Raw genomic sequence first — 25,104 nt, 5'->3', positions numbered from 1 at the left:
ACCTGTTCAGTCTTGGAAGCGAGGTTGACGATGCGACGATTCCTACTTGCTCTCTTACCCTTGGTGCTGGCCGGATGTCCGACCACGACGGCTTTGTTTGTCGGGGCCCCGGCCCTTCTGTCCAAATCCGAGTTCGATGAGCGGCGGACGGAAACCAAGCAGCAGATCGAGAAGGGTCTGATTTCGAAGGAAGCCGGGGAAACCAGCTGTCGCCAGATGCTGAATACGGTCGATCGGAATCACGCGGCGCCGCCACCGGTGGATCCTGCCGTCTGCGAATTCGGGTCATTTGCCGACAAACTCTACGAACTGACCAGGTCCACGGAAAGCGGAGCGCTGACACCGGAACTTTGGGTGACCAAGTGTAAACAACTGTCCGGGAACCTCTCTGGGAAGGATGTTTGTGTGTACGACCCGTTTGCCGATCGGATCGCCCAATGGCGTCGGTTGGTCAGCGAAGGCAAATCGACGAAAGAAGGCGCCGAGATGGATTGCCGCAACTATGTGAAGCAGGTTCGCCAACACCCGATCCCTGGTCCGGAGATCACAGAGGACGCCTGCAAATTCTAATAAATCGTTGAACGAGTCCTTGGGTTTCGTTCCCGCATCGCGGCGAGTGCAGCGGCCTTCTCCGGCACAAACCTAGAAGAAGGCCGCGTCTCAGCCTTTCGTACAGACATTTCTTTTCTGTCGTGCTGCCTCCCTCCGCTGTCAGCATGCTCCTCGTTCGGAGGGGCATGACGCTCGGAGAGAGTCAGGTGCCGAGTTTAGCCCGCCGTCATCATGGCAAACACAATAACCGCGAAAACAAAGATGCCCAAGAAGAAGTATGAGAGCGCATCGTTCATACCAGGCATGTGCATTCACCTCCTTTGCCGGTCAAGATTGTGGCTCTATAGCTCGTTCAGTGCACCGGCAACTCTCGCGCTGAGCCTAAAGAGGTCCCCCTAGACAGAACACCATGAGCCCGACACCTTTAGGGTCCACACATCGGAACACCGACGTATCGAGATGATGTGATGAAAAGGAGAACTACGCTTGAGGAGGATGAAAGACTGAGGTCACGAAGATCGGATGGTGTAGCAAGGGCTCGGTTTTCTCGTATAGACGAGGACGGCTTGCCGGTCCTAGTTCGGGCGTGATCGGAGCAATCGAAAAGTCTTCAGAGACAGATTCCACCGGTATATCAGATGTGAGTAGTCCGATCAGCGTGACCGGTGTCCCCATCATTTGCGCCAATACGCAGAGACACGCGAAGAACACCCAAAGTGCCAAGTCGGTTCCCCGGGGTGAAATGGAGAATCGTTTTAAGCCAATTCTACTCATGGAAATTACTATACTCCCTCCGGCAAAGGCGGGCAAGCGAGCTGGGAGCCCCTTCTCGTCTGGATATGCCCGGATAGTGTGGAGACAATCGACCACGACCGACTGACTATTCGGATAGTATGTCGGTGGTTTGGTATCGTATGGAGGACGTGGCGCGGTTCTGAGCCTGCAACGCACTATCAGAGGCCATTTTTATGGATAGCAATGCAGCCTATGGTGTGTGGTGGCTGGTCCTCGTCAACTCCGTCTTCTTTATTCTTTTCGCGCTCAGCTTCACGCGCCCGCGCACAGGGCGCGATTGGCGATCGCTCGGCGCCTTCTCCGCATTTATCGTGGCCCTGTTTGCAGAGATGTACGGATTTCCCTTGAGCATGTATCTCCTCTCAGGATGGCTTGCGAACCACTATCCCGAGGTCGATCCGTTTGCTCACGATACCGGCCATTTTTGGCACACGCTGCTCGGTAGAGAAGGCCCTGCGCATTCCGATCCGTTGCATATTTTCAGCGAGGTGCTGGTCTTTGTGGGACTCATTCTGCTGGCGGTTTCATGGCGCATCTTGTATTGGGCGCAACGCGCCCGGACCCTGGCTGTGACCGGACCTTATGCCTGGGTGAGACATCCTCAGTACACGGCCTTCATCATGATCATGCTCGGCTTCCTGCTTCAGTGGCCGACGTTACCGACATTGCTCATGTTCCCTGTGCTTGCGGGATTGTACGTCCACCTTGCTTATACAGAAGAGGCGGAGGCCCGTGCGGCGTTCGGCGAGGCCTATGAGCAGTATGCGGCGGTCACACCGGGCTTTTGCCCATTAGGGAGAAGGCGGGTCCGAGAACCGGAGGATGATGAACCAGCCAGCCGATGAGCTGAATGTCAGGACGCCATTCGGTGTGATCCCCATGAGAATCGGTGGTCGATTGTTCATGCGGACGTATTGAGTCCTCTCTTTCTATAAGCATTCCTAGCTTTCCTCAACCCGCCATACTGGAGTCGTCAGGAGCTTTTCGGTAGACTTGCCCCCCTCCCGCAGGGAGGGGGAATTGCCCTCGCAAACCGGCGGAGAGATCTGGCTATCGAGCACGAAGAACCTGAGGATGCAGCTCCATCAATAGTCGTTCCCGACAAAAGGAGATTGGCGATGACATTCACTATGCGTTTCATGGCCTGTTGTTTCGGTATGGCGATCTGGTGCGGGGGCTCCGCAGTCGTGTCTGCGCATGAGCCCCAGGGAAGCCCGCAGCCGGCCGGTTCGGATGGCCCGTCCTCGGAGCAGGTATCGAGTAACATTGCCTGGGACACGATCGAATGGGTCGAGCGGCGCTATAAGATAGAGGCGCTAGGCTTCAAGGCACGGGACGAGAGCGGTATAGACTGGTTGGGCTCGGACGAGGTCATGATCCGTACCGACGATGCCAAAGGCTGGACCGTCTCCGATGAGATCGGCAGTGTCGATTCGGGTGAAACGCATAAGCTTGAGCCGGCTAGGAGTTGCGTCATTTCTGTTCGTGCCGGGATCGTGGTGCTTGGGAAGACCTCGGTATGCAACGATACCGGCGAGCCCGCCCCGCTGGAGTTTCGGGTCGAGATGTGGGAGAAGGACTTCAGTATGTTCGGATTCCCTAAGAAATGCCTGACGGGAGGGCCCTCGATGCATGGTGGGCCGCACTGCGCGGACGATGGCTATGGTGATGACTTCATCGGCAGCGCCCAGGTTGATCTGTCCGTCCAGCAACTTGACGCGGTCCTGCGCAACGTCGGCGATGAATATATCGAGACCGTCGTGCTGAATCCTTGCAGCGGCGGCGAGAGTGTGTGCGACGTGACATACGGTCCGGACTACAGTTTCACGTTCCGCGTCACGCGCTTGCCTGACGTCCGGACCGATCTCCGCTCGACACTCGATGAGGCGATGCGCCGGAGCGGGGCACGCTCTGAACTCGAAGCCATCGCGGCCGGCTTGCGGTCCTTGCGCGCGCCGAACCTTCGTCAAGTCGAGCCGTAAACCGCTGGGCCGGAAGCAGCCAAGTCGGTTGAGCTAAGTACTCTTCCATATCTTGAGAGGAGTCGCATTAACTCGGGGGGACGCAAAGTCCCCCTTTCTTTTCGTCAATCAGGATAACTCCTCGCAAGCCGGGTGTTTGATTCGGTCGCGTCGTGTTTTTCTCAACCAAGCGATGGTGTTGACGACGATTCATGCATCGGAGTTACAGGATGTCCCGCTGCAAAGCGCTCGGCACCTATGATACGTTGCCTCTCTTCATGGAGGACGCACATGATATTCAGACGGCCGGAACTCGAAAAAGATAATCCAATTGCTCCCGAACCATACGTGGGCCCACGCCGACGGCTGGCCATGGCGCGCGCGGCGGCATCGGAGAAATTGAGCAAGCCGGATGATACGAGAGAGACGTTGCAAACCTTGACGGAAGCGGCTTCTCGGTTCGTGAATAGTCTGCCGAAAGCGAGGAAAACCGAGAAAGCGCTGAAGACATTACGGGAGGCGATCGCACAAGCCGAGCGAGCCCTAGCTGCGCCAGGCTAGTCCTGACTTCACAGAGGGTAAAGATCCAAGCGATCAGACATCCTTGAGCTTGGTTCTATACCGTACGACAAGGCGGAGATCAAAGCCGTATCTCTTTTGGGCGATTATGTTGTTCTCGACGCCGGTGGATAGCGGCGCCACTTCTCGCCTGTTTATGGTCGTTTATTGAGGGTGCTGTCGCAGGTGAATTCGAATTGGGTGGGACGTTTGGCTTTCGCTCAGGTGTCGAGAAGCATTACACTGAGCGCCCATGAACATATTTCTGTCCTATTCGTCATCCGATCGTGAGCTCGCCGAGCGGATCGCGTATGGCCTGCGGAATGAGGGCGATTCGGTGTTTTTTGACCGGACTTCCCTCCCTCCCGGTGAAGGCTATCATGCACGCATCCGAAGCGCGATCGACGAGTGTCAGTTGTTTATCGTTCTCGTCAGCCGCGACGCCGTGTCGTCGGGCAGTTATGCGCTCACAGAATTGGGGATCGCTCAACAGAAGTGGGTTAATCCATCCGGTCGAATTCTCCCGGTGATGACCTCAGACCTCGCCCCCGATTTACTCCCTCCCTATCTCCATGCGGTCACGGTCCTGCGACCGCAAGGCGATCTCGTGGCCGACGTAGTCGTCGCAGTCAGCCGCCTTCGTCTCCTCGTTGCTGAGCCCGTCAAGATCATCAGCAGCCTCACCAATTCCGGCTGGATGTGGACTCTCGAAATCCTGACTCATGAGCCGGTCACGGAGATTTTCTATCGGTTTGCGGAGGAGAATATATTCACGAGCACCGGATTCTCTCAGGTGCGTGACCGAAGGACCGGGCTTCCTCAACCGAAATGGCACCTGGAAGTTCCGCTCTTTACCGGCACGCGGACTCTGTTTGTGAAGTACACAACGTCCACGGGGGGCGGCTATGGCCCCTATACACTGCGTGTCGACGCTGTTCAGTATATTGCAGCCGAGACCAAGGCAGTCCTGGAAGCAACCGAAAGCGCATGGGTGTCGTTCAGAGAGTATCCGGAGAAGAGGATGCTCCTCTACGTTACCCACCTGGTGTCCTATAAGAACGGTCTGAAATACATTCACTATTCTGTCGACGATCAATCCTTGTCCCACCGTATTCGATTTACACCGGACTGGTCCGGCCCAGGGGCTCCAGGAATAGGGGAGGATGATGAGACATATGTCGAAATTCCGATGTCCTCCGCCTATGTTCAGGTCAAATTGGTGTTTGTCGATGGAAGCGAGTGGCCGGCCAGGCGGTTCCCAGTCCGTGTTTCGCGATAGAGCGGCTCATGGTCCGGAGAAGATGAATAGTGAGCCTGGCCGCTTCTCTTTGTGGCCGAGCGCCCAAACGTGCGAAGGTACAGTAGACTCTGTCATTGCTTCATGCGCCCATTCATCGGACGTCACGGAGGTCCAATTCTCATGCGGATAGATTCCATTGCTCCCAGACACATCGCGGCAGGGATAGCTCCTCGCAGCGCGCTTGGGAGTGTGTTGGGTTCTCTGCTGCTTCTGGTCTCGGCCGTGGGCTGCGCCACCAGGAATATCACTCCCTGTGGTGATGGGCAGCTTGCAGTCCAAGAGTTGTTGTACCTCGGAACAGAAACGCCATCCGGTCATGTCACTCCGGAAGATTGGGCGAAATTTCTGAGCGATACAGTGACTCCACGGTTTCCGGAAGGGCTTTCAACCTGGCAAGCCGCCGGCCAATGGCGATCTGCTTCAGGGGAAGTCATTCGGGAGCCGTCCTATGTCCTGAGCCTCGTCCATCCTGACGACGCCAAGCTGGATAAGGCCGTTCAGGAGATCGTCGCATCCTACAAAGCGCGGTTCCGGCAGGAAGCGGTGCTTCGTGTCAGGTCCCATGCCTGCTCATCTCTCTAGCCAACGACCCGCGCGAAGGCCGTTCACGGTGTCGCATGCCTGATCCATTGTTCCCCGTTCACTCCACCCTCAGGGACGGATCTACGGTTCAGCTATCTCTGGCCGATGAGCGAGATGTTGAACCCCTCAAGACGCTGTATCGCAAGATTGTAGAGGAAGGAAATTCCTATCCCCACGATCGCTTCCCCATACATGACGAATTCATGGACTATTGGTTTCGCGGGAAGAAAACGGTGGTGGCATATGTACCGGATCGAAAGCAGGTGCCCGAAATGGCCGGCGCATTTTATCTGAAATCCAACTGGCCTGGACGGGCAGGGCATGTGGCGAATGCCGGCTTCGTCGTCGCGCCGGAATGGCGCAACAAAGGCTTAGGCCTGCTATTGGGCGAAACGATGTTGAGCTATGCCAGACAACTCCGCTACCGCAGTGTGATCTTTAATTTGGTGTTCTCCGAAAATCTCGACGCTCGCCGTCTATGGGAGCAACTTGGGTTTCGGCATCTTGGCGTGATTCCCGGCGCGGTCCGCAAGAACGACGACACGTACCAGGACGCGATCATTATGTTTCGAACGCTAGAGACCTAGCGGCTTCCTGAATGTCTCGCTTGTCGGCTGAAGAGGAAGTGGAGGTCAATGTGTCAATTCAATTGATTCCAGCCGACCATGCTGAAAATATCGTCGCACCAGCGTCTCCACAGCCGTGAAGTGGCGTTCGGGAAGATTCTTGAAACGGCGTCTGCAATCGGCAAGAGCGTCTTCGGCGGTGGAGAACGGTTCGATCACGGACTGCAGATGACCATAGTAGTCTCTGAGTTTCAATTCAGCAGTTCGTAAACGGCTCGAATCACCGGCAATGGTCAGTGCAGCCTTAGTCTGGTCGCCCTTTGAATCCACCAGCGCTTGGAAACAGAGCCCCTTCAAACGTTGTGTGACGGTACTGCGGTCCCAACCAAGGGTGGTGGCCGTGGCCTGCATGTCGAAGCCGTGCTCTCTCAGACAGTTCAGGACCGCGGCATCGCCGGCAGGGTCGGGGAAAATCTGTTTCGCGCGCTCAGTCAGTCGCGCACGTTCATCGCCTAGCCTCAGTGCCTCTTTGGTTAAGAAGGGGCCGTCGTTCAGGGTCACGGCCTGTTCCAAACAGTGGCGGAGCTCGCGCACGTTGCCTCTCCATTCATGCTCGGTCAATGCACGAAGCGCTTCGTTCGTCACCTTTGGAACCGGCCTCCCTAGCTGTTCGGCGACTTGCCTCACGAAGATGTCGGCGAGAAGCGGAATGTCTCCCATACGTTGACGCAGCGGCGGGAGGTGGAAGACCATCCCATTCAGCCTGAAATACAAGTCCTCACGAAACCATCCCTCCGACACCCCTTTCCGTAGGTCGCGGTTGGTCGCGGCCACGATACGAACATCCACTGTGGTCGTCGTGGTGGCGCCGACTCGATAGAATGACTTGTCTTGCAGCACCCGCAGCAGCTTACTCTGATGATCCATCCGGAGATCGCCGATTTCGTCCAGAAAGATCGTGCCGTGGTCGGCGAGTCCGAAATAGCCCCGGCGATCAGCCGTTGCGCCGGTGAAACTCCCTTTCATATGGCCAAAGAGTTCGCTCTCAAACAACTCCGGAGAGATCGCCGCCATATTGACGGCGACGAAGGTGTTCCCTGATCGGAGGCTGAGCCGGTGGACGGCACGGGCAAAGAGCTCCTTGCCGGTTCCCGGTTCCCCGAGAAGCAGAACGGTCAGCGGAGACTTGGCGCTCTTCTTGAGGTCGTGAAACAAGCGAAGCAGAGCGCGATCCTGTGTGATGATTCCAAAACGGCCCGATTCGGCTTGAAGCCGCGCGAGTTCCGCATCGCTGATGGTATTGGAGACGGTGCTTGCCGCTTGGAGATCGGCGAGCTGTCCTTCCAGGTCCCGCAGGTATCGGCGAGCTTCCTGTTCTTGGTTCTGAGTCTCTGCGATTTGGGTCCGCAGTGCCGCTGTCGTTCTGGCCAACTCTTCCTGTCGGCCTGTGGAATAGGCAATTGTCGCTTTGGCTGCTTCTAAGTCTTCCTGAAGCGCTTCCGCCCGATCCTCACGAAGAACCAGTGCTTCTCTGACGGCAGCAGACTCTTGTTGGACACGGATCATGTCTCGCTCGATCAGGATCAGGCGTGTGCTTGCCGTCAGATTCGCCCAGGCCGTCGTGCCGATGAAGACGAACAGGGAGGTCGTCAGCGGGAGTGCGACCGGTGTCACGAGCGATATCGTGCTCAAGACGATGACGCTCAGTATGCCATAAAGTACGACGACAGCACCGGCAAGCAAGAGGCCGATCGTTCCGCGATGGTGCAAGAGGCACCACGCGACAAGCGACGCCACCAATAGGGTGATGATGAAGTTGCCGAACCAATGGAGAGCACGGATTTGTTCATGGTTGAGCAAGGCATTCAAGTGATGGAGGTGGGCGGTCATGCCGTCGACCGAAGAGTTGGACGGCAAGAGCCATGTTTCCGGGCTTGAGGGGCTCGAACGAATCACGACGACTTTGTCTTTGAACCAGGTCTCCAGTTGCGGCTCATCATGGCGTTGGATCGTCTCCCAGACCGATGACAGTGGAATGGGCTGAAGAGCAGCGAGTGATCCATCGCCGACGATGTTGAGCAGCACCGTCGCATCAGGAGGGCCGGAACCCAACTGCGTGGGCGCTGCGGTTTGCCGGCGAAATACGTCGTGCAGCATCGAACCGAAGGCCGGTACGGTTTGAGTTCCAACCCTGATAAACAGCGGAATGCGACGGGAGACGTGATCAGGATCGCTCCCGACCGCCGCGTGCCCGGCGATCACGGCCTCCGACTGAAGGAATGAGTCCGTATCGTACATCAGGACCACGGGTGAAGCCGTACGAAGAGCTTCCAGCAAGAGCGTATCGCTTGCAGCTCCTCCGCGCTGAGCAGGACTCGCATGATCCAGCCGATGGTCGATGCCGATCGAGGCGGAACCCGCTTCATGTAGAGCGACAATCAGCTGTGCCAGGATGGCGCGGTCCCACGGGCCCGAGCCGAAGCGTTCCTCACTGGCTGCGTCCCGAACAACAACGGTCAAAGAGGGATTCACGCCGATGGTTGTGCGGTGGCGAAGCCAGGCGTCGTAGGCGGCATAATCCAGCGCCGTAAAGGTCGCCGAGGCGGCGGACCACAGCGTCGCTGAAAGGAGCGTGGCCAGTACGCCTATGCCCAGCGCTTGCAGAGGAACAGACGTGAGAAACAGACGCCAAAGGTTTTTGGGATCACGCATATGAACTAGCGGACGCCTAGCTCATCGAGCAGAGATTGTGCTTCTTGTTTCGGGATGCCTTTGAGAGTCGCTTTGGCTTTTGCGACATCGGCATCGAGCCCGAGTCCTTTTGCATAGATGCGAGTCAGGGCTTTCTTCGCCGGGATGAAACCGTCCGATGAGGTGGATTCGAAGCAGCTGAGAATGTTCTTGTCGAACGGCTTCAGGTATTGGTCCCATCCCGTTTCATAGAGTGTGGCCAATTGAGCTTGCGCCTCTTCGCTCAGCGCGAAACATTCCTTCAGTAGAACCGGAACTGCGTCTTCCGCCCGGCTCTGCTCAAGGAGAATCTTTCCCAACGATTGCTGTTCTGTCGGACGACTGATATCGGGAAATTCGTTCCATAGTACATTGCGATAGCCCCGCAAGGCTTTCTGCCATTCCATTCGATGCTGTTTTGTGGACTCAGAGGATAACGCCTGGCGTCTCGCCTTGGACAACGCATCGGCGGCAGTTTGTTGGCCGAGATCAGCGGCTTGCATCCACCAAAAAATCGCCAGCTCCAGGTTTTTCTCAACTCCCTGCCCATTTTTATAGGCGTTACCGAGAAATAACCGAGCTTGCGGCACTCCGCCGGCCGCCGCCGTCTCCAGATGTTGCGCGGCTTCTCGCGTCTGCCCAGTGACTTTCAGCAGCAGCGCCAAGCGGTAATGGGCATCGAGAAAGTGGGGACGCAGTTCGAGCGCCCGTCGATAGGACTGAACGGCCGCAGTCACATTGCCGAGCGAGTAGTGGACACCTCCCAGGCTGTAATGGGCGTGAGGCGAGGCCGGTTCCAGCCTGATCGCCTCTTTCAGCGCGGAGGCAGCTGCACGCCAGTCTTGTTTCACCGTGAGGAGCAGGCCAAGTTGGAGATGTGCGTTTCCGTCATCCTGCTGCAGCTTGATGGCGGAGTGACATTCTTCGATGGCAGCGTCCAGATCACCGATGTGAAGAAGCGCGTCGGCTAGTTTCAACCGGTAATCCGGGACATCCGGCAAAAGGCGGACGGTCCGACGCAACGCTTCGAGGGCTGTCACGGCATCAGGTCGCTCGTTGAACCACAGTCCGGGAACTGACGCTGATGACTCAGCGGCCTCTCCGTCGCCTGATGAATTATGCTCTCCCGGTGCATGTGAGAAAGCAGGAAACGGCGAGAAAACGAGTGCGGCGACGGTAAGGGACAACAGGATCAATCCGTGATGCATTGCCTAACTTTCATACGTCGGGAGCGAGTCACTTCAGCCTTAAAGTATACCATCCGAGAAGAGACAGCACGAATGGAGTCTACCCAGCGTTTTGAAGGGAATGGGCCAGCCGGGCGATGGTTTCTTGAAGAACCGATCCTGAGAGAAGGACGGGGCTATGCGGCACCCGCCAGACCGGTTCCGTGGGGGCCGGATCACCGGCACGTCGTGGGATCACGTGCCAATGGATATGAGGGAGCTGGTTGCCGAGAAGTTCATAGTTTATCTTCTTGGCTTGATACACTTCGGCTAAGGCCTTGGCCACGCGATTCACCTCTTCGATCAGCTGAAAGCGTTCAGTGGGTGCCAGTTCGAATAACTCGGTGGCGTGGCGCTGAAAGACCACGACGGTCCAGCCGGGGAAGAACTGGTCATCGTGGAGATAGACCTTTGACAATCCGAGATCCGCAGTAAAATGGTCTTGTCGGGGCCAGCTTCCCATGCAAGCTTTGCATGTCGGGTCCTTCATGGCTGATTGGCTTTGCGCCATTCTGCTTCTGTCAGGACGCCCTTCTTGATCAACAGCTGAATCAACTTATCGACGGTATTGCGACTGGCGGCCGTAGGTGATTCTGTGGCAGGAGATACGGGAGAGGTCGGAGATTCCCCGCGCTTTGGGTCCGGAGGAGGCCGCTTCTGCCCCAACACTCTGAACGATGGGGTGAAGACCGCCACATAGTCCCGGTTCCTGATCCGAACTACGGCAGGAAGACTATCGGTTTGCGGGGAGAGGTCCGGGGCAGTCCCCGCTGGGATGTGAAAGTAGGGTTTCCCGTCGCTCGTATATCCGTCTTGGTCCAGCACCTCAAACCGTTTCAGGAAGGATTCGCCTGTCAGCCCCTCCCGGTCTTCGCCGGCCAAATTAGTAATTTTCTCCAACACGATGACCAGAGAATCGCCGGTGATCGCATCCGGTGAGAGGTTCCTGACACTCACGTCATAGCGGTATTCACTGGTGAAGTTGTCACGACTCTTCAAGGTCACAATCGCCTGCACCTTCCCGGTGAAATCTGTCAGCTGATCCAGTGATCCTGCGAAACTGGTATCCAGCTCCGCGACGCTGAGCGCTCCGACGAGGAGGTAGCACACTCTAAGCCAAACCATCATGATAGAGGCATCATCTCAACGTGATTTACCGAATGGCAGCATAGCAAACTTGAAAGCATTCGGCGAGCAATCACGCGCATGTCGCCTTGACACACCAATTCCGCCGACGATATTCTTCGCGCCGGTTTGCGTGGTTATTCAGGGCTCTCGATTACCTATGACGCTGTCAGCCCCTCACCGACTAAAGGTCCTGGAGGTCTCCCGCTCCCTCGTGAAGGCCCTGATGAAACTCTACGACTATCCGCATCCTCTCAAACGGGGGCGAGTTATTCGCGGCTATGATCGACCGCATGCCGTGCGGACGGCAACGATGTGTGTTGCGGTCGCCAATCGTTTGGGACATCCTCGCGATCGGGTCCAGCTCTATCACGTTGCCTGTCTCTTGCATGACCTGGGCCGTGCCGGCCTTGATCGGCAACTCTTTGGATCTATTTGGTCTTGGGCCAAGCAACGGGGTATTCCGACGAGACCTCGTGAATGGCGGGCCATTCATCCGGAGACGACGTACGGCCGGGAGACGGAAGCGTTTGTTTCCTTGTATCGCCGCGATCTTGCAGCTTCCGGCGTGCGGATGGATACCTGGGCTGTCGAACAAATCGAGATGCGGTTGGGCTATGCCCGGCGTCTTGCCCGGCGATTGCGGGCGGTGAAGCCGACCTTGAAGAAACTTGGCGTCGGCTGGCAGCCTTGGATGCGACTGGTGATGTTGTATTACTATTACCCCGAACGGTTGGCTCAGGCGAAGGCCTGGGTGAAGCAATTGGCCGAGATCCTCGTTGCCTGCGAGCAGTTTGAGGCCTATAGCAACCAGCGACGGGGTCGTGATTATTATGTGAGGAGCAAGGAGAGCTTGTCGGAGGCCTTTGCGTATCTCGATAAGCTGGAGCGGGAAGGCATCCTCGGCACCGAGGTCCTGAATGTGGTACGGACGCTGACGGCGGAAGGCGCGTTCGATGCCGTATTGGAAGAGGCACGGGGCGAACCGCTGACGCGAAACGACCACCGCTACCTACGCAATCTTATGAGTGGGAAAATCTGATGGCTGTCCAAACGGTGCCGCTGACGATTCGCATGGAGGGTGGCACGCAGCTCGAGAACATCACGAAATCCGTCGCCGATGCCGTGGCCGGATCGGCTCTCCGGGCCGGGATCGTGACGGTCTTTGTGAAACACACCACTGCCTCCGTCATGATTATTGAGGATGAACCGGGGATTCGGGCCGACACGAAAATGTTCTGGGATCGCCTCATTCCTCCCGATCCTCGTTGGCAGCACAATACGGTCAATCCCGGGGAAGACAATGGCCATAGCCACCTTCGAGGGCAACTCCAGGGCCCTTCCATCACTGTACCGTTCACAGCCGGGGTCCTTCTATTGGGAACCTGGCAGCAAATCGTGCTTGTCGATTTTGATACTCGCGCCAGAACCCGCGAACTCGTCGTGCAGGTCCTTGGTGAATAACGGTTTCCGATCCATCGTGCTCCTCCTCGCCGCCGCAATGCTCGGCTCCTCGGTCAACGCTGCGGAATGGGGCAAGCCGCTGGGTGCCGCTTATGACGGCCCTGAAGGCAAGCCGCGCCCGGTGACACCCTCGACCGCGGAACTCAGTGCTGACGAACGATCGACCATTGGGGTGTTTGAGCGAGCGGCCAAGTCGGTGGTCTTCATTGCCAACACGGCGATCCAACAGGACATCTGGTCGCTCAATGTCATGGAAGTGCCGCAGGGGTCAGGATCCGGTTTTGTGTGGAGCAAGCAAGGCCACATCGTCACCAACTTTCACGTCATCTATGGGGCCGACACGATCAAGGTCACCTTGGCCGACCGAAGCGAGCACCAAGCCAAGCTGGTCGGCGCCGATCCCGATCATGATCTGGTGGTGCTGCAGATTCAGGTGCCGGATGGTCACCTCGAGCCGCTGGCCATCGGTTCCTCCCATGATTTGCGCGTCGGACAAAAGGTGCTTGCGATCGGAAATCCCTTCGGGCTCGATCACACCTTGACCACCGGGATCGTAAGCGCGTTGGGACGCACGATCAAGTCGTTGTCCAACCGGACGATCGAAGGGGTGATCCAAACCGATGCGGCGATCAATCCCGGCAACTCGGGCGGACCGCTACTGGACGGCGCCGGCCGGTTGATCGGCGTGAATACGCAAATCATCAGCCCAAGCGGAGCCTACGCCGGAATCGGTTTCGCTGTGCCGGCCGATACGGTGAACCGCATCGTTCCGGAACTCATCAAGCATGGAAAGCTCATTCGTCCCGGGTTGGGCGTTTCTCTTGTGCCGGATGCGATCGCAAAGCGATGGGGGATCAAGGGGTTGATTATCGGCAAGGTGACGCGTGGCGGTGCCGCCGATCGCGCAGGTCTCAAGGGGGCGCGTGAGACCGGGATGGGGCAGATTCAACTCGGCGACATCGTCGTATCGGTTGCCGGAAAGCCCGTCGCCACCGCCGATGGTCTGATGGATGTGATGGAGGAGCATAAAGTCGGCGAGGAGGTGAGTGTGGAGATTCTACGCGGGAATCGTCGCGAAAAGGTTTCGGTGATCCTTCAGGCCGTCAATTAGTGGGACGGTATTTCGAGACATGCGTATGGTAGGATCATCCGGTCGAGTCTTGTGGAGGGCCACCAATGAGTGATCGCAGATCTCCCGATCAGGATGTGTCAAAAGACCAGAGTGATGAGCCGCCGTTGAAGACCGGGACCGATCCGATCGAGTTGATCGAGCAGTGCCTGGCCTCTTTCCCCGACGGTGATCCGCGGCAAAAGCTGCTGTATAAGTTGCGTCACGCTGTGATGCTGTCTCAAGCCACCAGTCAACAACGTGAGCTGGAATTCAAAAAGGTCAGCGAGGTCGTCGCCAAACTGACGGCACCGGCGAATCGCATCGGCACCTTACTTGAGGTTCCAGGGGAAGGACTCGCCCGTATCGTCGTCGGCGGGGCCGAGTATTATGCCAATGTGGATCCCCGCGTGCCTCAGTCCGACCTGAAGATCGGAACCCAAATTCTCGTCAACGAAGCCTACGCCGTCATTAAAACACTAGGGTATGATCGAAACGGCCCTATTTTGAAGCTGACCGAAGCCATGCCGGACGGTCGATTACGGTTCGAGCAGGAGATGGGCCGACAATCATTGATCCTACAGCGGTCGACCGATCTTCTCGGTGTGGACCTCAAGGCGGGCGATGAAATTCGCATCGATCCCAGTCATCGCGTGGCGATCGAGAAAATGGTAGACCGCAAGGCAAGCCGGCATCTCCTCGACGAAGTCCCTGCGGTCACGTGGGCGCAAATCGGGGGGCAGCACGAGGCGATCGACGCCATCAGAAAGGCGATCGAGTACCCCCTGTTGCATGCCGAGACATTCGAGCGCTTCAAATTCTCCCAACCGAAAGGCTTTCTTCTTTATGGCCCGCCAGGATGCGGAAAAACGCTCATTGGACAGGCGGCGGCGGGCAGCCTTGCCAAACTGGTCGGCGAATCCACAGCGGAGCGCGCTGCTGATACGGACACACGCCCGCCGGTGACGAGCGGTGCGTTTCTCCACGTGAAGGGGCCTGAAATCCTCAACATGTGGCTTGGGGAATCGGAGCGGATGGTCCGTGACCTCTTCGAACAGGCTCGTGCGCGGCGCAAAGACGGCGCCTTGCCGTTTATTTTTATCGATGAAGCCGAGTCGATCTTGGGAACACGGCGCGCGATGCGGTCTTTCAATATCTCGAACACACTCGTCCCGATGTTTTGCAGTGAAATGGACGGGATCGAGTCGCTCCGGGATGTGGTCATTATTCTGGCCTCCAACCGGCCGGACTTGATCGATCCGGCGGTGCTGCGCCCCGGCCGCATCGATCGAAAGATCAAAGTCGGTCGCCCGAGTAGGGAGGCGTCGGAAGAGATCTTGAAAGTATACGTGACTGCAGACCTCCCGCTGGATCCGGCGGTGGTGAAAGAACGAGGCGGCGAGCAAGGGCAGGTTGTTACATCGCTCGTTCAAGATGTCATTGAGGCGATCTTTCGGCGGACGGAAGAAAACCGGCTTCTGTCCATCCGACTGAGGAACGGTCAAAGCAAGGTGCTCTATCGGGGTGATCTCGTGAGCGGAGCGATCTTGGCCTCGATTGTCCAACGCGCCAAGGAAAAGGCGATCGACCGCATGATTCGGGCAGGACAGCCGGCGGGATTAGGGGCTCAGGATTTATTGGACGCGGTCTCGGAAGAGTTCAGAGAAGGCGAAATGTTGCCGCCGGACGATGCGGCCGAAGAATGGCTGAAATTACTCGATCATCATCCGGAACAGGTCGTAGGCGTTTCCTCATTCCGGCGAGGCCGCCAGACTGAAGAGCGTCTCGTGAATCAAATTATTTGAAAAGAGGAAGAGCCTGGGGAGAGGTAAGCGCCTCGATCGCGATCATCCCGTACCTTCCCCTGGGGTGTGATGCCTGATTGATTATGTCTCTCTTCGGTATCGAAACAGAGTATGGGATCACCAGGGATGATGTGCCGGAGATGGATCCGGTCGTCGAATCAATGGAATTGGTGCGGGCATATCTGACGGCCTCCTTCGAACGACGGTGGGATTATGCCGGCGAAGATCCGCACGAAGATGCTCGGGGCTTTCGCGCGTCCGGCTTGCAGCAGGATAAGGAAGAAGATGAGTTCGCCAAGGTCGATGCTCGTCGCCCCTTTTCATTCCACGAGATGAAAAGCGACCTTGTATTGCCGAACGGCGCGCGATTCTACAACGACCACACACATCCGGAGTATTCCACTCCTGAGTGTCGGACGCTTCGAGATCTCCTGGCTCAGGATCGCGCGGGAGAACGTATCGTGCTGCGAGCCGCCCATCGGCGTAACCAGGCGCTCGGCGGCGCGCGGGTCCGGCTGTACAAGAACAACACGGATTTCCATGGCCACAGCTACGGTTGTCATGACAACTATCTCGTCCCGCGGGCCGTTCCCTTTTCTTCTCTTGTGGCGGGCCTGGTGCCGTTCCTGGTGAGCCGACAAGTCATCGCAGGCGCGGGAAAAGTCGGAACTGAAGCGCAGGAATCGAGATATGTTCCAGGGGGCTATCAACTCTCGCAGCGCGCAGACTTCATGGAAACGGAGTTGGGTGTTGATACGATGCATGACCGGCCGATTCTCAACACCAGGGACGAGCCCCATGCGGATCGCCGGAAATATCGACGGCTCCATCTCATCATCGGCGATGCCAACATGTGCGAGTATGCGACTGCGCTCAAGGTCGGAACAACACGGCTGGTTCTCGATCTCATCGAGCGGGGGGCGGCACCTTATGTAGAGCTGGATCAGCCCGTGATTGCTCTGAAACAGTTGTCGCGTGACCCGGACCTCAAGGCTGTGGTCAGGACCAAAGGGGGCCGTACGCTTTCTGCTTTGGCGATTCAAGAACAGTATTATGAGGCGGCTTCTCGAGAGTTGACGGGTTCCGATGAAGAATCAGATTGGTTGTTGGAGGAATGGGGCGAGACCTTGCATCTGCTGACGCGAGACCGCTCACAGTTGGTCGGGAAGTTGGATTGGGTCACCAAACAGTGGTTGCTCGAGACCTTCATTCAGGAAGAACGGCTCGGTTGGGACGATCCGTGGTTGGCCAGTTTGGACCTGGAATATCACAATGTGAACCCTGAACAGGGGCTCTACCTCGGGTTGGAAGCGGAAGGGAAAGCTTGGCGTATGACAACCGATGAACTGATTGAAGAGGCGATTCGTAACGGGCCGGGCGATACACGCGGCGGGCTGCGTGGCGTCTGTGTACAGCGGTTTTCTCATCAGATTACGTCGGTGCAATGGGAAGGCATTCAGTTTGCCGGTGGGATTCGAGCCCACCATCTGGACATGGGAGATCTGTTCGATCCACAAGACGTGCGACGCTGTATGAACGTCTTCCAACGTGCCCATTCTCCGGCTGACGCGCTGGCGACGTGGAGTCACAGAAAGGATACAGGGACATGAAACACATCATGACGCTGGAACGGCGGGAAGGGCCGGTCGATCCCATGCCCAAAGCACCTCGTCCTCAAGAAGAAGGAGGTGGCCCGCGTCGCCCTGATACCGGATCGCCGGATAAGGATAGCCTTATGAAGCGGATGCGCAAGGTTGACCCGAAGCAGGCGGAACGATATCGGCAGCGAACGGGTGAGTAATGGAGAACACGGAGTGACGAGCGTGTGAGGGAGCAGCGAATTGAGGCCGTCGCTTGGAAGTCGACACTTTTCATTGAGGATCGGTGATGAGATGGGTATGCAGGGCGATTTCTATCAGCTCTTGAAGGAACAGGGCTATGTTTTTGGAGTTCCGGGGCAGGCCGGAGCGGGTCAGGAACTGACGACGGCTACGACGATCCTCGCGTTCAAGTATCGCGATGGTGTTCTCGTGGCAGGGGACCGTCGCGCCACCGCCGGCAATATGGTGATGTACGACCGCACCGACAAAGTGTTGGAGATCGACCGGCATAGTGTCATGGCCATCGCCGGAGTGCCTGCCACTGCCTATGAGATGGCGCGTATTCTCGAGCATTCTTTCAAGTACTACCGGCGGACACAGCTTCAGGAGCTCAGCTTCGAGGGCAAGCTCCGCGCGCTCTCCAAACTGCTGAAGGATAACGTCGCCGCAGCCTTGGCGGGGACAGGAGCTGTGGTCCCGATCTTTGCGGGTTACGACGCCGAGCAGGAAACGGCCAAAATTTACTTCTACGACATTCTCGGCGCGGAGTTCGAGGGAGTGGAATATGCCGTCTCGGGGTCCGGTTCGCCGACCATTCGAGGAATTCTTCACTACTTAAACACATGGGGAGAACAGCCGCTGAGTGCGATGCCGGAAGGACTGGCTACTATTCATGCATTGCGGTTACTGACGAGCGCCGCAGAATTCGACAGCGCGACCGGTGGAGTCAACCGAGATGCCGGCCTCTATCCGGTCATCAAGTTCATCACTGCCGGCGGTGTGAGAACGATGCCGGATCCTCAGCTCCGGTCGTTGTTTGAAGCAAACGTTTCTCGAAGCCTGTAAGGATCATGCCTTATGTATGAAGAGCCGTATAGATGGGTCGAGGCGGTCGGGAACCGCCGGCAGTATCTCGACGAGCAGTTTAAGCAAGGAAGCCCGGTCGTCGGCGTCGCGTATGAGACCGGTATTCTGCTCATGACAATGAACAAGGGGACACCGAAGTTGTATGAGGTTTATGACCGTCTGGGTTTGGGTGGGATGGGACATCCGGCCGATCTGGAGAAGCTGCGCTTCAATCTGTTGGAGATGGCGCACGTCGAAGGGTTCAACCGCTCACCGTCTGACGTGACGGGCGGTCGTCTGGTGAAGTATGGCATTGCGCCGGTGATCAAACAGGCGTTCGAGGAGGTATTCAAAGCCCCCTTCATCGTGAAGATCTTGCTGGTCGAGTTAGGCCAGAAATCCGGGAAAGATAGTTTTTTGACGATCAACTACGACGGAACGTTTGAGGAAAAGAGTCGGTATGCGGTGCTGGCGGCTTCATCGGCGATTGAACAGGAGATGACCGCATACCTGAAACAGCAACCGATAGCCTCGCTTGAAGAGGCTATCGGTTCGGCCATACGCACGTTGGCACTTGGGGATCGTGCTCAACGTCACGCGCTCGAAGAGGGCGGAGAACATGGCGACGTTCGGACGGGTTCCGATCAGCAGCCGGTCGACTCCGAGACGCTGTATGCCCATATGCGCCAATGCCTTGCCGACAAAACGATAGAATGCGCCCTGCTGGATCGCCAAATGCAGGGTCCTACCAAGTATCGAACGATCAGTTTAGATGAGTTGGGAAAAGTGTTGCCAGGGCACCTGGTCACCCCGCTTACGTAATCTCATGCTGAACCGAATTTTTGGCTTGGAGACCGAATACGGGCTGTTGATTCACGAAGATCGTCCCAGCCACACGCCGACCTGGTTTGCCCATCGGATCCGTGACCACCTGTTCCATGTCCTGCGCCGCGGCGTGCTCGATCTCCATCACCGGGGGCATGACGAGGCTCCTGGTAACGGGGGATTTCTCACCAACGCCGGACGAGTCTATCTGGATATGGGGCATTTGGAATATGCCTCGCCGGAATGCCATTCTCTGGCCGATGTGGTGGCATCAGACCGCGCCGGAGATCTTCTGCTGCAGCAGGCCATCGAGGATCTCGGTTTCTCAGATCGAGTGTCTTTGATCAAGAACAACATCGATCATGAGACGGATGCGACTTTCGGATCACATGAGAATTACCTCGTTTCGCGGCGGTTTCCGTTTTCGAGGCGTGGAATGGCTCCGCTCGTGACGTTTCTCGTGACGAGGCAGATTTTTACCGGTTCCGGACGTGTCGGCTCCGCTGGTCCACAGGAGGCTTGGATTCAGGTGGATCGGTTGATTGTTCCACGGGCGGGCCTCGGTGGTCGTCATGGCTCGGAAGTGCCGTTTCAAATCTCCCAACGTACCGACCATATTGTGAATGATTTCTTCGAATGGGTTCAGCACAATCGGGCGATCGTGAATACGAGAGACGAGCCCTTGGCCGACCCCAATCAATACCGGAGGATTCATCTGCTGTTGGGCGATTCCAACATGGCTGAATATGCGACTGCGCTGAAGCTGGGCACGACAGGGTTGGTGCTGCAGCTGATCGACGAAGGCCATGCGCCTCAAGATTTGGAGATCGACGAACCGGTGGAAGCGTTGCAGGAGATCTCTCAGGATCAGGAGCGGAACTGGCTGATTCAGCTGCAGCCTCACAGAACGATGTCGGCTCTGGACATTCAAGAGCGCTTTCTGGAGTGTGCCGTGCAGCATTGCCAGGGGCAGGATGAAGAAACCGATTGGGTCCTCGCTCAATGGGCATCGGTTCTCCACGATCTGCGCGGCGATTATCAGAAACTGGTCGGGCGAGTCGACTGGGCGTCCAAGCTTTGGTTGCTCGAGTGCTTCCGAGAAGCGGAACATGTTGCATGGACTGACCCCATGCTGAAGAGTTTGGATCTGGAGTATCACAATCTGAATCAAGGAAAAGGGCTGTACTATGGATTATTGGAAGAAGGGCGCGTGCCTCGTTTGACCACCGACGCTTTGATTCATCTGGCGATGGAAGAAGCGCCCAAGAATACACGTGCGTATGGCCGCAGCGCGCTGGTGAAGCACCTCTTGAATATGTGGCCTGCCACCGAGGCGGATCATCTCACGGATTCCGACGGGTTGTTCCCACCCTATGTCATCAACTGGTCAATCTTTCAACTGCGCGGTCGTACGCCGTTTCCCATGCCGGACCCCTTCAAGACCTATCTCGAAGACGTACGAGCCCATCTCGAGAACGTGATCGTCTAAGTCCTCCAGTTTCATTATTAGCAGTTTGTTTCCCAGCAGAGATTCCCCCGTGCTAAGCTTTTGTCCGAATGTCGGACGGCATGTCAGCACGAAGGACTCCGGACTGGAGATAGGTCATGAAAACGCGCAGGTGGATGATGGAGTATGGCGTGGCAACGGGTCTGGCGTTCCTCCTGGCGATCATTCTCAGCGAGATTCCGTTGTTCCGGGAAACCTCGGTGGGCAAGCTGCGGGCGTCGGACCTCGTCCAGTTCGCAGGCTATGGTGGATCATTAGTGATTGCCTGGCTGGGCGCGCGTGAATTGTCTGTCGATCCGCCGGCGGAATGGAAATGGATCGCGCCATTTCAAGGAGTGATTCTGCCGTTCGCAACGCTGCTGGCGCTCGGCATCGCCTACGGTGTGTTGCTCTATCTCCTCGAGCCGTTTCTCGGGAAGCCGGGAAAAGTGATGTACAACTGGGTCTTCATTGCGGCCATCGTTGCCGACAGCGTATGGCTGATCCTGAGTTGGATCCGAAAATGCGTTCCGCTCGTTTCATCGACAAAGCCTCATAAACTGGACAAGGCGGCATAGTCCAATTCAGCCGCAACCCCGGCATGGCTTTGTTAGATCCGTCTCGTTAAAAAGTCTACGATTCGATTCTCCGCCCAGTAGGGATCCTCTCCGTTCCGGCTTCGATGAAAAAATCCACAATGACCTCCGTAGCGAGGAGCGATCATGCGAATTCTGGGATGCCGTTGAATCTTCGGCACAGTGAACATCGGGTAGGGAATGAAGGGGTCGTCTTGTGCTGTAATGATGACGGTAGGAACGGAGATGTTTTCGAGCACATGGCGTGCCCCCGCCCGATCGTAGTAATCGGCGCCGTCCCGATATCCGCCGTCTCCAGCGGTGTAACAATCATCAAATTCACTGATCGTGGCGATCTGATCGAGTGCCGACAGATCCCACTTCCCAGGCAATAGCGCCGCTTTTCGCCGAAGGCGTGATTTCAACCTCGTCAGAAAATGACGATGGTAGAGCCAATTGCGCGGTTCTTCCAACGCGCGTGCGCATACAGTCGGGTCGATATTCGGGCATACAGCTGCAACTCCCGCGAGGGCCGGTTCGGATTGGCCGAACTCACCGGCTGCCTTGAGCACCAGATTCCCTCCCATGGAATAGCCGACCAACCAGATGTCGTCCAATCCGTCTCGATGAACCAACTCGCTGATGATCGCGCGGTAATCTGCGCTCAAGCCGCTGTTATACAGAGTTGAGGAGAGATGTTCGGTCCCGCCACAAGTTCGTTGATTCATACGAACGACGTTGAAACCCGAGCGATAGCTCTTTGCCGCGATGCCGCGCATGTATCGAGAATCGCTGCAGCCTTCAAGTCCATGGACCAAGATCACGGTGGGAGACGTCTCGCGATTGTCTTGCCAATGACAGAATCCTTGGAGTTGCGCGTGTGGTTCGACGGAAAAGAGACGTGACTCTTGAGGCAATCCTGCCAGGGACGTGTCCCGCGGCAGGTAGCGAGGGACGAGCGTCATGAGATGAGCGTTCCGAAGGGGGGCCGGAGGCTGAAAGGACGAGGCAATATCAAGTATCGTGTGATTGATCATAGGCTGCAGTATGGTGCACCAGGCCTTTTCGATGGAGAGTGGACCTTGCTGCCCATTTTTCTCATACCATATGCGTCCGATGAGAAGCATCGATTTCTGAACCATACCGCCATTCTAATAGAGGAATTGTGCTTCGGCTATCGGTGAAGTCATGAGGATTTGTTGTGAGCAGGGTTGGATTCCGGCAAGAGATGGCTATATCGTATGAAGAAGCGAGCACTGAATCGCCGGCCGGATTGTCGACATTGCATGGGAGAGAAAGCCACTACAGGGAGAAGTCTCAACGAAGGGCAATCCGACACAAGATAAATTGGCTCCCCGGGCAGGACTCGAACCTGCGACCAGCCGGTTAACAGCCGGCTGCTCTACCAACTGAGCTACCGGGGAACAGAGGTTCAAGTGAAAGAAGGTAATATTCTAGCAAAACTTTTCGTGCAATAGGGAGATTTTTTAGACGTCGAAATCTTCGGTCTCGTCTTCATCGGATAAAGCGTCGGTGTTGCCTTTGGCCAGTGCGGCATAATGTTTGGCCCATGTGAGATAGAGATTGCCGCTATCGCGCATGGTGTCGGCTGCTTTAACGAGTTTTTCGACGAGTTCCGGGTCCTTGCCCGTGGCTTGGATGACCGCTGCCCGTCGCTCGATCGCCTTTGGATATTCGTTGACCAAGCCGGCAATTTCCCCGAGCAACTCATCAATCACGTTGTCTTCATTTTCCATAGGGACCTCACTAAGCAGCAACAAAAAGCCCCATAGCGCTGACGCTATGGGGCTTTCAATTCGAATCGAATCGGTTTAGCCCTGGTAGGCTTGCCCCAAGGCTGCGGATTCGCCCTTTTTCGACATCAACTGTCCGGTAGCGCTAACAGCCTGCATTGTGATGGCTTCGTGCTTGGCGGCGTTGCAGACGACGACACATAGTTCGCAGCCTTTGCAGCGGTCGATAATAACTTCGGCTACCATCTTGCTGGTGTTCAAATCTAAACAGTTGGCCTCTGGACAGTACATGATGCACAGCCGACAGCCTTTCTTGGCCGTGCATTTTTCATCGATGACTTGCGCGACATTATACATGCAACGTGATTCCTTCTGTTACGCAGCGACGGCCGGATTGCCGACTCGCAGCTCGATCTTGTTCTTCTCGGCCCATTCTCCGGCGATTTCGTAAGCCCGCTTCACGGTTGCTAGATTTTTCGCCAGGAGCATTTCTTTCTTGGCGAACTTCTTCTTGATCGCTTCGTCCAGTGAGGCGGTTCCACCGGAAGCGACAAACTTCTTGCCGAATCTTTCTTGGAGGGCACCATCTAAAGCTTCCATCGATACGCAATTGGTAATGCCGGCAACCGAACCGATCATGGTCATGTTGGTCGACAATTCCGTACCTGCAGTCTCGATTGCCAGCTCGGTTCCGGCGATATAAAAGACGGCCACATTCAAGTCTTCGAGGCGCTGAACGTCTTCTTCCGACAACAGAGGTTGGCCGGAATTGATAATAACTACGCCGCCTTCCTTAATCCCTGAGTAGAACGGCATGGTATAGCTTTTCCCCATCGTAATGACCTGAGGATGGAATACCTCGATCACATCCGGGAATACGAGTTCGCCGCGATCATAGATCCGTTCAATGCCGATTCGGCAATAGCTTTCTGCCGGCGCCATGCGTTTCTCGGCACCAAAGAATGGGTTTGAGATGGAGAATTTCCCATCCCGGTTGGCAGCCATGGCCATGACATGAGCGGCGGTGACGGCGCCCTGCCCGCCCAAACCAGACATCCGGATATTGAGTCGTTTCTTGATCATGAATGGCCTCCGGTCTAATTCGCTTGTGCTTGTGCAGCCAATTGTTTAGCCGCTGCTTTCCGCTCTTTGTCCTTTGCGGCCAGTTCAGCCAACAGTTGCTTTGCCGGTTCGCTGACGTATTCCTTATACGCGAAACGCTCGGTCGGCTTTTCTGAGTCACGCATTTCTTGCAACCCCTCCATGCTGTTCTTGCCGATTTCGAGAATGCATGGCGTGTAGAGCTGGAGATAGGTGGGGCCGATTTCTCGGGCGATATGTACCGCGTTGCGGATGACTTTTTCGACCAGCGACGGTTTGCTGACGGTGCAGTTCACAACATAGTGACAACCGGACTCACGAGCGATCTCAGGCAGCCGCACCTTATCGAACAACTTCCCGACGGGTGCCATCTTGGCGACAAATCCTTTTTGCATGAGCCCGCTCTCCTGGCCGCCGGTGTTGGCGTAAAGCTCATTGTCGAAGCAAATCGTCGTGAATTTCTCTTGCCGGAACCATGCTTGCAGCGTCATGTCCAATCCGATGTCGACAGTGGCACCATCACCGGCGAGGACGACGACGTCCTTCACGCGATCGGGGAATCGGACGCTGAGGGCGCGCTTGAGGCCGGATGCGATTGCGTTCTGGTTTCCGAACAACGAGTGGATGTTATGAACGGCGACCATTGGAAATACTAGGCTCGTACAGCCGGTAGAGCCGACCATGACGGTATCTTCTGGATTCGGGAGAGAGGCCAAGATGTAACGGAAGGCCATCGATTCAGGGCAGCCGGCACACAGTGAGTGCTGCTCAATCAATTCCTTGGATGTCCCGATGTCTTTCCAGCCCCGGTCTTCCTTGCCGTAGGTCGCACTTTTCACGAGGTCTTGGTAGTCCGACGGCATGATGTCGTACAGGGCTTCGGAAATTTGGATACGTTCTTTGCTCATTATGGCCTCCTCAGGTG

General features: G+C 56.5%; 26 protein-coding genes and 1 tRNA gene. 17 read left to right on the top strand and 10 right to left on the bottom strand.

Annotated features, from left to right (window positions below; translation table 11 throughout):
- The first annotated feature begins 30 nt into the window (after nt 1-30).
- The 7 genes from H8K04_14625 (at nt 31) to H8K04_14595 (ending at nt 6,335) form a co-directional block, all read left to right on the top strand.
- Nucleotides 31-570, top strand: coding sequence for a hypothetical protein (locus tag H8K04_14625; GenBank protein ID UVT15046.1), 540 nt, complete (start codon nt 31-33; stop codon nt 568-570).
- Nucleotides 571-1,520: 950 nt separating this feature from the next.
- Entirely contained in the window at nt 1,521-2,192 is a 672-nt protein-coding gene (locus H8K04_14620) for an isoprenylcysteine carboxylmethyltransferase family protein (GenBank protein ID UVT15045.1), read from the top strand.
- Nucleotides 2,193-2,465: 273 nt separating this feature from the next.
- A complete protein-coding gene (locus H8K04_14615) occupies nt 2,466-3,329 on the top strand; it encodes a hypothetical protein (protein UVT15044.1) in 864 nt (287 codons plus the stop codon).
- A 270-nt stretch (nt 3,330-3,599) separates the two neighbouring features.
- Nucleotides 3,600-3,869, top strand: coding sequence for a hypothetical protein (locus H8K04_14610; protein UVT15043.1), 270 nt, complete (start codon nt 3,600-3,602; stop codon nt 3,867-3,869).
- A gap of 250 nt (nt 3,870-4,119) precedes the next feature.
- Nucleotides 4,120-5,145 (top strand): toll/interleukin-1 receptor domain-containing protein, encoded by a 1,026-nt coding sequence (locus tag H8K04_14605; protein ID UVT15042.1) that lies wholly within the window; start codon nt 4,120-4,122, stop codon nt 5,143-5,145.
- A 141-nt stretch (nt 5,146-5,286) separates the two neighbouring features.
- Nucleotides 5,287-5,748 (top strand): DUF3574 domain-containing protein, encoded by a 462-nt coding sequence (locus tag H8K04_14600; protein UVT15041.1) that lies wholly within the window; start codon nt 5,287-5,289, stop codon nt 5,746-5,748.
- Between the two features lie 35 nt (nt 5,749-5,783).
- Nucleotides 5,784-6,335 (top strand): GNAT family N-acetyltransferase, encoded by a 552-nt coding sequence (locus H8K04_14595; GenBank protein UVT15040.1) that lies wholly within the window; start codon nt 5,784-5,786, stop codon nt 6,333-6,335.
- 45 nt (nt 6,336-6,380) lie between these two features.
- Here H8K04_14595 and H8K04_14590 read toward each other — a convergent pair whose 3' ends face one another.
- The 4 genes from H8K04_14590 to H8K04_14575 all read right to left on the bottom strand — a co-directional run bounded on the left by H8K04_14590 (nt 6,381) and on the right by H8K04_14575 (nt 11,398).
- Entirely contained in the window at nt 6,381-9,026 is a 2,646-nt protein-coding gene (locus H8K04_14590; GenBank protein UVT15039.1) for a sigma 54-interacting transcriptional regulator, read from the bottom strand.
- A 5-nt stretch (nt 9,027-9,031) separates the two neighbouring features.
- On the bottom strand, nt 9,032-10,252 hold the full coding sequence (locus H8K04_14585) for a tetratricopeptide repeat protein (GenBank protein UVT15038.1): 1,221 nt from the start codon (nt 10,250-10,252) through the stop codon (nt 9,032-9,034).
- Between the two features lie 79 nt (nt 10,253-10,331).
- Entirely contained in the window at nt 10,332-10,733 is a 402-nt protein-coding gene (locus H8K04_14580; GenBank protein UVT15037.1) for an HIT family protein, read from the bottom strand.
- 23 nt (nt 10,734-10,756) lie between these two features.
- Nucleotides 10,757-11,398, bottom strand: a complete 642-nt coding sequence (locus tag H8K04_14575; GenBank protein ID UVT15036.1) for a hypothetical protein — start codon at nt 11,396-11,398, stop codon at nt 10,757-10,759.
- Between the two features lie 223 nt (nt 11,399-11,621).
- On the opposite strand from H8K04_14575, the gene H8K04_14570 reads away from it, so the two are divergent.
- From H8K04_14570 to H8K04_14525, 10 genes are all read left to right on the top strand, one after another.
- Complete coding sequence (locus H8K04_14570; protein UVT15035.1) at nt 11,622-12,437, top strand: hypothetical protein; 816 nt, start codon at nt 11,622-11,624, stop codon at nt 12,435-12,437.
- The gene (locus H8K04_14565) at nt 12,437-12,859 is read left to right on the top strand and encodes a YjbQ family protein (GenBank protein UVT15034.1); all 423 of its coding nucleotides are present in this window, start codon (nt 12,437-12,439) and stop codon (nt 12,857-12,859) included. Before H8K04_14570 ends, H8K04_14565 begins: the two co-directional genes overlap by 1 nt.
- A gap of 37 nt (nt 12,860-12,896) precedes the next feature.
- Nucleotides 12,897-13,970, top strand: a complete 1,074-nt coding sequence (locus tag H8K04_14560) for a trypsin-like peptidase domain-containing protein (protein UVT17999.1) — start codon at nt 12,897-12,899, stop codon at nt 13,968-13,970.
- Between the two features lie 65 nt (nt 13,971-14,035).
- Nucleotides 14,036-15,772 (top strand): AAA family ATPase, encoded by a 1,737-nt coding sequence (locus H8K04_14555; GenBank protein ID UVT15033.1) that lies wholly within the window; start codon nt 14,036-14,038, stop codon nt 15,770-15,772.
- 83 nt (nt 15,773-15,855) lie between these two features.
- On the top strand, nt 15,856-17,382 hold the full coding sequence (locus H8K04_14550; GenBank protein ID UVT15032.1) for a proteasome accessory factor PafA2 family protein: 1,527 nt from the start codon (nt 15,856-15,858) through the stop codon (nt 17,380-17,382).
- Nucleotides 17,379-17,573 (top strand): ubiquitin-like protein UBact, encoded by a 195-nt coding sequence (locus H8K04_14545; GenBank protein UVT15031.1) that lies wholly within the window; start codon nt 17,379-17,381, stop codon nt 17,571-17,573. Before H8K04_14550 ends, H8K04_14545 begins: the two co-directional genes overlap by 4 nt.
- Before the next feature lie 91 nt (nt 17,574-17,664).
- Nucleotides 17,665-18,438, top strand: a complete 774-nt coding sequence (locus tag H8K04_14540) for a proteasome subunit alpha (protein ID UVT15030.1) — start codon at nt 17,665-17,667, stop codon at nt 18,436-18,438.
- A 12-nt stretch (nt 18,439-18,450) separates the two neighbouring features.
- The gene (locus tag H8K04_14535; protein ID UVT15029.1) at nt 18,451-19,260 is read left to right on the top strand and encodes a proteasome subunit alpha; all 810 of its coding nucleotides are present in this window, start codon (nt 18,451-18,453) and stop codon (nt 19,258-19,260) included.
- Nucleotides 19,261-19,264: 4 nt separating this feature from the next.
- The gene (locus tag H8K04_14530) at nt 19,265-20,752 is read left to right on the top strand and encodes a proteasome accessory factor PafA2 family protein (protein ID UVT15028.1); all 1,488 of its coding nucleotides are present in this window, start codon (nt 19,265-19,267) and stop codon (nt 20,750-20,752) included.
- A gap of 116 nt (nt 20,753-20,868) precedes the next feature.
- Nucleotides 20,869-21,327 carry a hypothetical protein gene (locus H8K04_14525; protein ID UVT15027.1) on the top strand — a complete coding sequence of 153 codons (459 nt, stop codon included), beginning with the start codon at nt 20,869-20,871 and terminating at the stop codon, nt 21,325-21,327.
- 32 nt (nt 21,328-21,359) lie between these two features.
- Here the strand turns inward: H8K04_14525 and H8K04_14520 are convergent, their stop codons facing one another.
- The 6 genes from H8K04_14520 to H8K04_14495 all read right to left on the bottom strand — a co-directional run bounded on the left by H8K04_14520 (nt 21,360) and on the right by H8K04_14495 (nt 25,087).
- Nucleotides 21,360-22,466: an alpha/beta fold hydrolase gene (locus H8K04_14520; protein ID UVT15026.1), complete on the bottom strand. Its 1,107-nt coding sequence runs from the start codon at nt 22,464-22,466 to the stop codon at nt 21,360-21,362.
- A 206-nt stretch (nt 22,467-22,672) separates the two neighbouring features.
- Nucleotides 22,673-22,748: transfer RNA gene (locus H8K04_14515), tRNA-Asn, on the bottom strand.
- Between the two features lie 63 nt (nt 22,749-22,811).
- Nucleotides 22,812-23,081 (bottom strand): hypothetical protein, encoded by a 270-nt coding sequence (locus H8K04_14510; GenBank protein ID UVT15025.1) that lies wholly within the window; start codon nt 23,079-23,081, stop codon nt 22,812-22,814.
- Nucleotides 23,082-23,156: 75 nt separating this feature from the next.
- A complete protein-coding gene (locus H8K04_14505) occupies nt 23,157-23,435 on the bottom strand; it encodes a pyruvate ferredoxin oxidoreductase (GenBank protein ID UVT15024.1) in 279 nt (92 codons plus the stop codon).
- A gap of 18 nt (nt 23,436-23,453) precedes the next feature.
- On the bottom strand, nt 23,454-24,161 hold the full coding sequence (locus tag H8K04_14500; protein ID UVT15023.1) for a 2-oxoacid:acceptor oxidoreductase family protein: 708 nt from the start codon (nt 24,159-24,161) through the stop codon (nt 23,454-23,456).
- Between the two features lie 14 nt (nt 24,162-24,175).
- Complete coding sequence (locus H8K04_14495) at nt 24,176-25,087, bottom strand: ferredoxin oxidoreductase (GenBank protein ID UVT15022.1); 912 nt, start codon at nt 25,085-25,087, stop codon at nt 24,176-24,178.
- Between the last annotated feature and the right edge of the window lie 17 nt (nt 25,088-25,104).

The organism is Nitrospira sp., from assembly GCA_024760525.1.
Classification (GTDB): domain Bacteria; phylum Nitrospirota; class Nitrospiria; order Nitrospirales; family Nitrospiraceae; genus Nitrospira_D.
The sequence above is the reverse complement of the archived record's forward strand: the minus strand, read 5'-3'. Positions and strand labels throughout refer to the sequence as shown.

Coding starts and splice junctions, on each gene's coding strand:
- H8K04_14625 (UVT15046.1), top strand. CDS start 31: ATGCGACGATTCCTACTTGCTCTCTTACCCTTGGTGCTGGCCGGATGT.
- H8K04_14620 (UVT15045.1), top strand. CDS start 1,521: ATGGATAGCAATGCAGCCTATGGTGTGTGGTGGCTGGTCCTCGTCAAC.
- H8K04_14615 (UVT15044.1), top strand. CDS start 2,466: ATGACATTCACTATGCGTTTCATGGCCTGTTGTTTCGGTATGGCGATC.
- H8K04_14610 (UVT15043.1), top strand. CDS start 3,600: ATGATATTCAGACGGCCGGAACTCGAAAAAGATAATCCAATTGCTCCC.
- H8K04_14605 (UVT15042.1), top strand. CDS start 4,120: ATGAACATATTTCTGTCCTATTCGTCATCCGATCGTGAGCTCGCCGAG.
- H8K04_14600 (UVT15041.1), top strand. CDS start 5,287: ATGCGGATAGATTCCATTGCTCCCAGACACATCGCGGCAGGGATAGCT.
- H8K04_14595 (UVT15040.1), top strand. CDS start 5,784: ATGCCTGATCCATTGTTCCCCGTTCACTCCACCCTCAGGGACGGATCT.
- H8K04_14590 (UVT15039.1), bottom strand. CDS start 9,026: ATGCGTGATCCCAAAAACCTTTGGCGTCTGTTTCTCACGTCTGTTCCT.
- H8K04_14585 (UVT15038.1), bottom strand. CDS start 10,252: ATGCATCACGGATTGATCCTGTTGTCCCTTACCGTCGCCGCACTCGTT.
- H8K04_14580 (UVT15037.1), bottom strand. CDS start 10,733: ATGGGAAGCTGGCCCCGACAAGACCATTTTACTGCGGATCTCGGATTG.
- H8K04_14575 (UVT15036.1), bottom strand. CDS start 11,398: ATGATGGTTTGGCTTAGAGTGTGCTACCTCCTCGTCGGAGCGCTCAGC.
- H8K04_14570 (UVT15035.1), top strand. CDS start 11,622: ATGAAACTCTACGACTATCCGCATCCTCTCAAACGGGGGCGAGTTATT.
- H8K04_14565 (UVT15034.1), top strand. CDS start 12,437: ATGGCTGTCCAAACGGTGCCGCTGACGATTCGCATGGAGGGTGGCACG.
- H8K04_14560 (UVT17999.1), top strand. CDS start 12,897: ATGCTCGGCTCCTCGGTCAACGCTGCGGAATGGGGCAAGCCGCTGGGT.
- H8K04_14555 (UVT15033.1), top strand. CDS start 14,036: ATGAGTGATCGCAGATCTCCCGATCAGGATGTGTCAAAAGACCAGAGT.
- H8K04_14550 (UVT15032.1), top strand. CDS start 15,856: ATGTCTCTCTTCGGTATCGAAACAGAGTATGGGATCACCAGGGATGAT.
- H8K04_14545 (UVT15031.1), top strand. CDS start 17,379: ATGAAACACATCATGACGCTGGAACGGCGGGAAGGGCCGGTCGATCCC.
- H8K04_14540 (UVT15030.1), top strand. CDS start 17,665: ATGGGTATGCAGGGCGATTTCTATCAGCTCTTGAAGGAACAGGGCTAT.
- H8K04_14535 (UVT15029.1), top strand. CDS start 18,451: ATGTATGAAGAGCCGTATAGATGGGTCGAGGCGGTCGGGAACCGCCGG.
- H8K04_14530 (UVT15028.1), top strand. CDS start 19,265: ATGCTGAACCGAATTTTTGGCTTGGAGACCGAATACGGGCTGTTGATT.
- H8K04_14525 (UVT15027.1), top strand. CDS start 20,869: ATGAAAACGCGCAGGTGGATGATGGAGTATGGCGTGGCAACGGGTCTG.
- H8K04_14520 (UVT15026.1), bottom strand. CDS start 22,466: ATGGTTCAGAAATCGATGCTTCTCATCGGACGCATATGGTATGAGAAA.
- H8K04_14510 (UVT15025.1), bottom strand. CDS start 23,081: ATGGAAAATGAAGACAACGTGATTGATGAGTTGCTCGGGGAAATTGCC.
- H8K04_14505 (UVT15024.1), bottom strand. CDS start 23,435: ATGTATAATGTCGCGCAAGTCATCGATGAAAAATGCACGGCCAAGAAA.
- H8K04_14500 (UVT15023.1), bottom strand. CDS start 24,161: ATGATCAAGAAACGACTCAATATCCGGATGTCTGGTTTGGGCGGGCAG.
- H8K04_14495 (UVT15022.1), bottom strand. CDS start 25,087: ATGAGCAAAGAACGTATCCAAATTTCCGAAGCCCTGTACGACATCATG.